The 7,628-nt window shown below is 34.5% G+C and carries 8 protein-coding genes; 6 read left to right on the top strand and 2 right to left on the bottom strand.

The features are described 5' to 3' along the window. Positions 1–92 precede the first annotated feature (92 nt). From GOQ24_RS12475 to GOQ24_RS12450, 6 genes are all read left to right on the top strand, one after another. A complete protein-coding gene (locus tag GOQ24_RS12475; RefSeq protein ID WP_155092619.1) occupies positions 93–617 on the top strand; it encodes a DUF4920 domain-containing protein in 525 nt (174 codons plus the stop codon). Next, the gene (locus GOQ24_RS12470) at positions 607–1,068 is read left to right on the top strand and encodes a hypothetical protein (protein WP_230381536.1); all 462 of its coding nucleotides are present in this window, start codon (positions 607–609) and stop codon (positions 1,066–1,068) included. The genes GOQ24_RS12475 and GOQ24_RS12470 overlap by 11 nt, the downstream gene beginning before the upstream one ends. Further along, positions 1,065–1,730: a tRNA (5-methylaminomethyl-2-thiouridine)(34)-methyltransferase MnmD gene (mnmD, locus tag GOQ24_RS12465; RefSeq protein WP_155092618.1), complete on the top strand. Its 666-nt coding sequence runs from the start codon at positions 1,065–1,067 to the stop codon at positions 1,728–1,730. The genes GOQ24_RS12470 and mnmD overlap by 4 nt, the downstream gene beginning before the upstream one ends. Positions 1,731–2,088: 358 nt before the next feature. After that, the gene (locus GOQ24_RS12460) at positions 2,089–2,280 is read left to right on the top strand and encodes a hypothetical protein (RefSeq protein WP_155092617.1); all 192 of its coding nucleotides are present in this window, start codon (positions 2,089–2,091) and stop codon (positions 2,278–2,280) included. A 115-nt stretch (positions 2,281–2,395) separates the two neighbouring features. Next, the gene (locus GOQ24_RS12455) at positions 2,396–2,797 is read left to right on the top strand and encodes a DUF4377 domain-containing protein (protein ID WP_155092616.1); all 402 of its coding nucleotides are present in this window, start codon (positions 2,396–2,398) and stop codon (positions 2,795–2,797) included. A 2-nt stretch (positions 2,798–2,799) separates the two neighbouring features. Further along, entirely contained in the window at positions 2,800–3,381 is a 582-nt protein-coding gene (locus GOQ24_RS12450) for a GNAT family N-acetyltransferase (protein ID WP_155092615.1), read from the top strand. Between the two features lie 36 nt (positions 3,382–3,417). Here GOQ24_RS12450 and GOQ24_RS12445 read toward each other — a convergent pair whose 3' ends face one another. Together GOQ24_RS12445 and GOQ24_RS12440 are read right to left on the bottom strand one after the other, a co-directional pair. Further along, positions 3,418–3,978, bottom strand: coding sequence for a helix-turn-helix domain-containing protein (locus GOQ24_RS12445; RefSeq protein ID WP_155092614.1), 561 nt, complete (start codon positions 3,976–3,978; stop codon positions 3,418–3,420). Between the two features lie 277 nt (positions 3,979–4,255). After that, positions 4,256–7,081: an FAD-binding and (Fe-S)-binding domain-containing protein gene (locus tag GOQ24_RS12440; protein WP_160339832.1), complete on the bottom strand. Its 2,826-nt coding sequence runs from the start codon at positions 7,079–7,081 to the stop codon at positions 4,256–4,258. Positions 7,082–7,628: the final 547 nt, after the last annotated feature.

Raw genomic sequence — 7,628 nt, 5'->3', positions numbered from 1 at the left:
TAATATGTGAGTTTTGTGTAGCGTATTGAATTGTTTTTAATTTATTTTTTTGAAGTACTTTTGTCTTATGTCTATTTAATAAGGTATAAAATATGAAAAAATTAGCTTTTTTAGTTTTAATTGGTGCAACTGTTTTTACGGCGTGTAAGGGAAAAGTTGAAACACCTGAAACAGCAGTTGTTTTAAACGAAAATGACTTTGCCTTTTTTGGAGAAAAGTTTGCTCTTACTGATGAGTTGAAAGATAAAGAATACATTTATTCTCAATATCAAACAATGCAGAAAGGCGATACAGTTCAGGTGAAGTTTGCTTCTAATATTAATGAAGTTTGTCAGAAAAAAGGATGTTGGATTAGCCTTGACCTGGGTCATGATAAAAAGAGCTTCGTCAAGTTTAAAGATTATGGGTTCTTTGCTCCAATGAATGCAAGTGGACATGAAGTTGTTGTGAATGGAAAAGCTTTTGTTTCGATTATATCTGTTGACGAGTTAAAACACTATGCAAAGGATGCTGGAAAAACGGAAGAAGATATTGCAAAGATCGTGGAACCTAAAATTACTTATGGCTTTTTAGCTGATGGTATTGCTATTAAAAACGAGAAGCCAAATGTGGAATAAGTATTTATCTTTTTTGTGTTTTATGCTACTTTTGATTAGTTGTAATGACAAAAAGGAAGTAGAAAACGGCCCATCAAAGCAAGCTTCAGTAGAGAAAACTAAATTTGAGATGTATAATTTATCTCCTATGGCGGCCTTAATGGAGCAGATGTATGGACAAATGAATCAAGTGAAGCAAATTATAAAAGAAGGTGGAGATTCATTGGATTTGGGTGATTTTCCCGAACTACACAATGATTTACTAACAGCCGAGCTTACTGACCCCACTGACAAGGATTTCTTTTTTATAGAACAAGCAGAACAGTTTTTAAAATTGGAACGTGTATTATTTCAAAGTAACAGAGCCAATGCTGTTGAAAACTTTAATGCAGTTGTTAACTCTTGTTTAACTTGTCACAAGAAGAAATGTGGAGGACCTATTCCGCGTATTCAAAAGTTATTGATTAAATGAAGCGAAAAGTTATAACAACAGAGGATGGTTCAACTTCAATCCAGATGGAAGATTGGGGTGAAACTTATCACTCTATATACGGAGCAGTACAGGAAGCAAAGCACGTCTATATAAAGCACGGATTACAAAAAGTAATAGATAAGGAGCAGGTTGCTATTTTAGAAATGGGATTTGGTACTGGGTTAAATGCTTATTTGACTTATTTAGAAGCGAAAGGCAAAGCAAAGGTTGCTTACCATACTATTGAGGCTTTTCCAGTTTCCGATACAGAATTGGAGGCGTTGAATTACTTTTCTTTAGCAGAACAAGCAGAAGATAAAGTTGTTTATCGAAAGCTTCATGAGGTATCTTGGGATATTGAGCAGATTATTACTCCTGATTTCACGTTGTTTAAAATGCTTAATAAATTCGAACTTCAAGAACTTGAAAGCAATAGATATGATCTCATTTACTTTGATGCATTTGGCTATCCTTATCAACCAGATCTGTGGTCCGAAGAAATTTTTGCAAAAATGTATGCTTGTCTTAAAATAGGAGGTGTATTGACGACTTATGCTTGTAGGGGAGTTATTAATCGAACAATGAAGAAAGTTGGGTTTGAGATTGAGAAAGTACCTGGTCCACCAGGTAAGAGAGAAATGGTAATTGCCTATAAGCGATAAAGAATATTAAAGAAGGTATAGAGACGTTGAGTCTTCAGTAGAAAGGTAGGTTTTAATCGAATCTACCTTTTTTTATGCAACAAATTCTTTTGGAAACTTGCCTTGCAAACGGTCTTTTATTAGATGATATTCTAAGATGCTTTGCTATCGTCATTTTATGACGTAGACAAAAGAGTTTTAAATGTGTGTATTCATGTATAGAATTTACGTGATAGTTAATATATAGTGTATTATATGTTATAATAGTGAAATTGATTTATAAAAATCGCAATATTTAACTTTTTAATTTTTATTTATTGATTTAATATGTTAATGTGTATATATTTGTCATGTTATAGTTTTTTAAATAAAAGTAGTTATGGAAGTTGAGTTGAATTATGTCAAAACAGTATTACACAATGTGAGTTTTGATTCAACCCTATTTAATAAGGAGTTAAAAAAGGCAACAACGACGTTATTGCCTTATGATTTAGAAAGATTACATCAATGGGTAGGAGAGTATGTCGAGATGAAACCAGAGTTGAAGGAATCAATTGAATTTAGTTTATAGTTTGGAAAGGCTTATTTCTTTTTTGGAAATAAGCCTTTTTTTATGCGTTAGCTGTTTTGTTCTACTTTATAGTTTGTGTATTTTTACGAGGTTTAAATTTTAGAAGTAATAAAGAATGAATAAAGTTATAGTAGGAGTAATAGCCACTGCTTCTGTTTTTTTTGCAAGTTGTAAGACAGAACATAAAAATGAAGCTAAAGTTGCTGAAGATTTAATCGAAGAAACTCTTGTGCAAGAAGAATTGACTACAGATGAGTTAGAAGATATTGTTACATTATTTATCGCAAGTGAAAAAGCAGATTGTGCAGGTGTAGCTGAGATGAAGTGCCTTTTGGTTAGAGAAACGGAGGATATGCCGTGGGAATTGATGTACGATCCAATAGAAGGTTTTACTTATGAGCCAGGGTATGAATATAGTTTAGAAATTAAAAGAGAAACTGTAGCTAATCCCCCTGCAGATGGTTCATCCATACGCTATATTTTAGTGAGAGAAATTTCTAAAATAAAAAAGAATTAACCATGACGCCTTCGATAATCCTCAGTGATGATCGGGTTCTCTTACGACCATTAGAGCAACATGATGTAGATAATTTATTGGTTTTTTCGGAGAATGAACCAGAAATATGGGATTATTCACCTACAACTGGTGCGGGCAGAGAGAATCTCGAAAAGTATATTGGTCAGGCTTTAAAAGATAGAGAGCATAAGCTTTCTTTACCTTTCATCGTTTATGATAAGAATATAGATGAGTATATTGGTAGTACGCGTTTATACAATATTAATCCTGTTCAAAAAACACTGCTTATTGGCTATAGTTGGTACGGTAAGAAATATCGTGGCACTGGGGTAAATAAGCATTGTAAATACGTTTTATTAAAGTATGCTTTTGAGGTATTGGAGATGGAAAGAGTAGAGTTTCGTGCGGACTTTTCAAATCAAAGAAGTATTGCTGCGATGAAAAGCATAGGTTGTACTTTGGAGGGAGTGTTGAGATCGGATACTCTAATGAGAGATGGACGCAGACGAGATACTGCAGTATTGAGTATTTTGAAATCGGAGTGGTTTGAAACTGTCAGGGAGAAGTTAGAGCATAAATTATAATATAAAAAAAAGCGATTTTAATCGCTTTTTTTTATGCTATAATTTATCAATAAGTTTTCTTCTTTGATCACCTGTGGTTTTAAAGTGGGTGGGTGTGAGCCCTGTTACTTTCTTGAATTGTTTGCTTAGATGTGCAACACTGCTATAATTAAGTAAGTAAGCGATCTCTTTTAAGCTTATCTCATCATAGACTAACAGTTCTTTTACGCGTTCAATTTTCAAAATAATGAAGTACTGTTCGATAGTTGTCGACTCTAATGAGGAGAAAAGCGTACTAAGAGCATGGTAATCTTGATTCATTTGCTCACTAATGTAATTTGAAAGAGGTGTTTCTAAATAGGCATTGTTTTTTTGCACTAACTCTATTAGTAAGCTTTTGATTTTTGTGACAATTTTACTTTTGCGATCGTCTAATAATTCAAAACCAATAGCTTCAAGACGATCTTTTATTTCTCCTAATTGAGTGTCACTTAGAGACTCTTTAATTTCTACTTCGCCTAAATCAATATTGATAACTGTATATTTTAACTCTGTAAACAAGCTTTCTACTGCCATTTTACATCGAGTACAAACCATATTTTTAATATAAATATTCATTATTTCACTATTAGTAATTGTCAAAGATACTAAATCACATTCGAACATAAACGAGTAGTAGAAATATAGTTATTCGGCATAAGTACTCTTTTACTTATATTATTAAACCGAATTTGTAAACAATAGTTTTTGTTTTACTATTATCTGTATCATGCTAAATGTGTAATAATAAGTATAACCGTATTTAGAAAATTCGGTTATAAAAAAACGGCATAGAATATACTCTATGCCGTTTAGCTTATTATAAGTGATGATATCTTGAAAATAAAAAATTAATTTATTTCGTTACTTCATCGATTAGATAGAATATAGACTTAAAGTTTACTCCTCCATATTCTGTTAGGCCAATTTCACAAGTTCTACTTGTTGAAAAACCATCGTTACAATCTTTTATCAATTGTTCTTTGAGATGTCTATTTCCGTGCTTGTTTAATTCAGGAAGTGTAAACCCTCTATCTCCGGCAAATCCACAACAATTACTATCGATGTAATTTACTTTTTCAGCACACATCTTTGTTAATTCTAATAGCTTAGCTTCAAGTCCCACTTTTTTTACTGAACACACAGGGAATACATTAATTTGCTTTCTTGGTGTTTTAATTGGCAAATGTGGCATAACGAAATCTAACATAAACTCTATCGGATCGTACATTTTTAGTTTACCTCCTTGATGTGCTTCGTGGAAAGTATAGAAACAAGGGCTCATATCGAATAGTACAGGATACTTGCCGTCTTCTGTTGCTTTGAGTAAAGCCAGTTCTAATTCAGAAGATTTTGTATGTCCTTCTTCTTTCATTCCTTTGCTACTAAATGGCATACCACAGCACATATTATTTACATTTTCGGGATAAATAATAGTATAGCCAGCGCGTTTTAATAGTTCTTCTGTTTTTGCAGTTAGATCCACATCGGATTTTGGGTAATCCTGAGATTTTCCCATTGTTCTGTTGATACAAGATGGGAAGTAAACAACTTTTCGGTCTTGTCCTGGATTGATTATAGATTCTGTTATTTTGTGTTTATTGCCTTTAGGCATAGCCACATTCCATTGCGGAATTTTGTTTGCAGATATTTTGCGCATTCCACTAGATACGCTTGTCATGATCTTGTTACCTAAGATATTCTGGAACACGCCAACCGTGTTTAGTGCTTTTCTACCCATAGCAGTTACGCGATCCATATTTTCTACAAAATACTCCGCATTCTTTCTATCTTTTTCAGTGATTTCGCTATGACGAATATCTTTAATATACTTTCCTGTATCAATTTTTACGGGGCAAGCTAAGGCACACAATCCGTCTGTCGCACAAGTTTCATCAGCATAGTAATGTGCACTATTCACTAAATGCTCAAGTTCATCTGTGTTTTTACCCAAATTTTTTAATCTGGCAATCTCTCTACCAACTACGATACGTTGTCTTGGAGACAGAGTCAAGCCTTCAGATACACAGTGTGATTCACAGAATCCACATTCGATACACTTGTCCACAATCTCATTCGTAGCAGGAGAAGCTTTAAAGTTCTCTAAGTGTACATGAGGGTTTGCGTTGATAATAACACCAGGATTAACTAAGCTGTGTGGGTCAAAGATAGCTTTGACTTTTAGCATAATGTCATACGCCTGCTCACCCCATTCCTTTTCTACGAATGGCGCCATATTACGACCAGTACCATGCTCTGCTTTTAGAGACCCATCGAAGCGGTCTACGACTATCTCTACCAAGTCGTCCATTAGTTTCGCATAGCGATCTATTTCTTCTTGTGTAGAAAAGTCCTGAGAAAATACTAAGTGTAAATTTCCTTCTAAGGCATGACCAAATAAGACAGCGTCATCGTATTTTAACTCCGCGAACAACTTCTTCATAGCGATACAGGCATCTGCCAATTTCTCTACAGGGAATGCTACGTCTTCGATGATACAAGTAGTACCTGTTTCTCTCAAAGCTCCAGTTGTTGGTAATAGACCATTTCTGGCTTTCCAATTAAAGGCATATTGTTGAGGTTCTGAAGTGAACTCAAAAGGTTTATAAGTAGGGGTAGGCGTGATGGCCTCTCTAATTTGTTGTTGTTTAATAGCCATGTCTTCTGCATTCTCAGCTTGTGCTTCTACAAGTAGGATACAGGCTGTATCTGGCAGTGTTTTAAAGTATTCAGGAGCCAATGGCTCGTCTTCTATAGACTTGATACTGTTTCTGTCTAACAATTCTACGGCGGCTACAGGACTCTTTTTAAGATACGGAACAGCTTGACACGCTTTTTCTATAGTCTCAAATATCATCAGTGTACAAGCCTTGTGCTTGAAGTTTACGACTGTATTATAAGTAATATCAGAGATGAAAGCAAGAGTTCCCTCAGATCCTATCATAATGTGTTTGATGATTTCGTAAGGATCGTGGTAATCAATAAAAGCGTTAAGGCTATAACCTGTAGTGTTTTTGATTTTAAATTTTCGTTCTATTCTTTCGTATAATGTGCGGTCTGTGTGAATAGCATCTCTAAGGCGTTCGATTTCTTGGATAATTTCGGAATGCTTCAATGCAAACTCTTTTTTACTTTCTTCACTGGCAGTATTTAATACCGTACCATCGTATAGTACGATGGTGATATCAGCAATGGTGTTGTAAGAGTTCTGAGACGTACCACAGCACATCCCGCTGGCATTATTAGCTGCGATACCTCCGATCATAGCAGCATTGATAGAACCAGGATCTGGTCCGATTTTACGGCCGTAAGGAGCAAGGATAATATTAGCTCTTCCTCCAATAATTCCAGGTTGAAACTTAGCTTGTAAGCCGTTATTTAAAATTTCATAATTTTTCCACTTATGTGTTGCTACCATCAGTACAGAGTCTGTTACAGCCTGTCCTGATAGACTCGTTCCCGCTGCGCGATAAGTTACTGGAACATGACACGCTGCTGCTGTTTTTAGTGTAGCGACAGCCTCCTCGTGATTGTGAACTTGAACAACTATCTTGGGAACTAATTTGTAAAAACTTGCATCTGTACCATAAGCTAACAATTGTATAGGATTAGTGATAATCCTATCTGCTTCAATGTAGTTAGCTAATTCGTCTTTAAATTTCTGATATTCTAATGGTAACATATTTTGTGATTTTATAAGCGTACAATTTACAAAACATCTAAAAAAGATTAGAGAGAAGAGCTTTGTTTATACTCGGTATAAATAAGTTGATTGAAGAGATAGAGTTTATTCTTGAAACCTGTTTTATAAGATAATTATCTGACTAAAAATCTAACTAAAACAGAATTGACCTTGAATAGGTTTGATTAAGTGATTCTTTTTGGATGCGTTTAGTAGGGAGTTTTAAGGTGGTTTCTAGGGGAATGCTTGCACCTTTCTTCGAGAAAAAGGCCTTCTGGGCAAGAGAACCCCAAGAAACCTCCAAGGAAGTGCAAGGAAAATACGATATGGTTTGTATAGAGTGCTTATTAAAGTTTAGTGAAGAGAGGAGATGTGTAAACTGTTTTATCTTATATGGTTAGGTATGTGAATAACTGTTAGATTATCTATCCACATCTAAATTGGGGTAAATCAAAAAATGAGATTATGAAAGTTGATTGAAAGTTTTGTTAGTAGTAAATGTAGATTTAGAAAAGTGTTGGCAAGCGGTTTGTATGTTTTATAGATT

Origin of the sequence: Myroides sp. LoEW2-1 (genome assembly GCF_009767705.1) — a bacterium.
Lineage (GTDB): Bacteria > Bacteroidota > Bacteroidia > Flavobacteriales > Flavobacteriaceae > Flavobacterium > Flavobacterium album_A.
Note: the sequence above shows the minus strand (reverse complement) of the source record. Positions and strands in the feature narration are given on the sequence as shown.

What these genes read in the sequence shown, in the direction of transcription:
- GOQ24_RS12440 (WP_160339832.1), bottom strand. Translation starts at nt 7,081, where the DNA reads ATGTTACCATTAGAATATCAGAAATTTAAAGACGAATTAGCTAACTAC.
- GOQ24_RS12475 (WP_155092619.1), top strand. Translation starts at nt 93, where the DNA reads ATGAAAAAATTAGCTTTTTTAGTTTTAATTGGTGCAACTGTTTTTACG.
- GOQ24_RS12445 (WP_155092614.1), bottom strand. Translation starts at nt 3,978, where the DNA reads ATGAATATTTATATTAAAAATATGGTTTGTACTCGATGTAAAATGGCA.
- GOQ24_RS12470 (WP_230381536.1), top strand. Translation starts at nt 607, where the DNA reads ATGTGGAATAAGTATTTATCTTTTTTGTGTTTTATGCTACTTTTGATT.
- mnmD (WP_155092618.1), top strand. Translation starts at nt 1,065, where the DNA reads ATGAAGCGAAAAGTTATAACAACAGAGGATGGTTCAACTTCAATCCAG.
- GOQ24_RS12460 (WP_155092617.1), top strand. Translation starts at nt 2,089, where the DNA reads ATGGAAGTTGAGTTGAATTATGTCAAAACAGTATTACACAATGTGAGT.
- GOQ24_RS12455 (WP_155092616.1), top strand. Translation starts at nt 2,396, where the DNA reads ATGAATAAAGTTATAGTAGGAGTAATAGCCACTGCTTCTGTTTTTTTT.
- GOQ24_RS12450 (WP_155092615.1), top strand. Translation starts at nt 2,800, where the DNA reads ATGACGCCTTCGATAATCCTCAGTGATGATCGGGTTCTCTTACGACCA.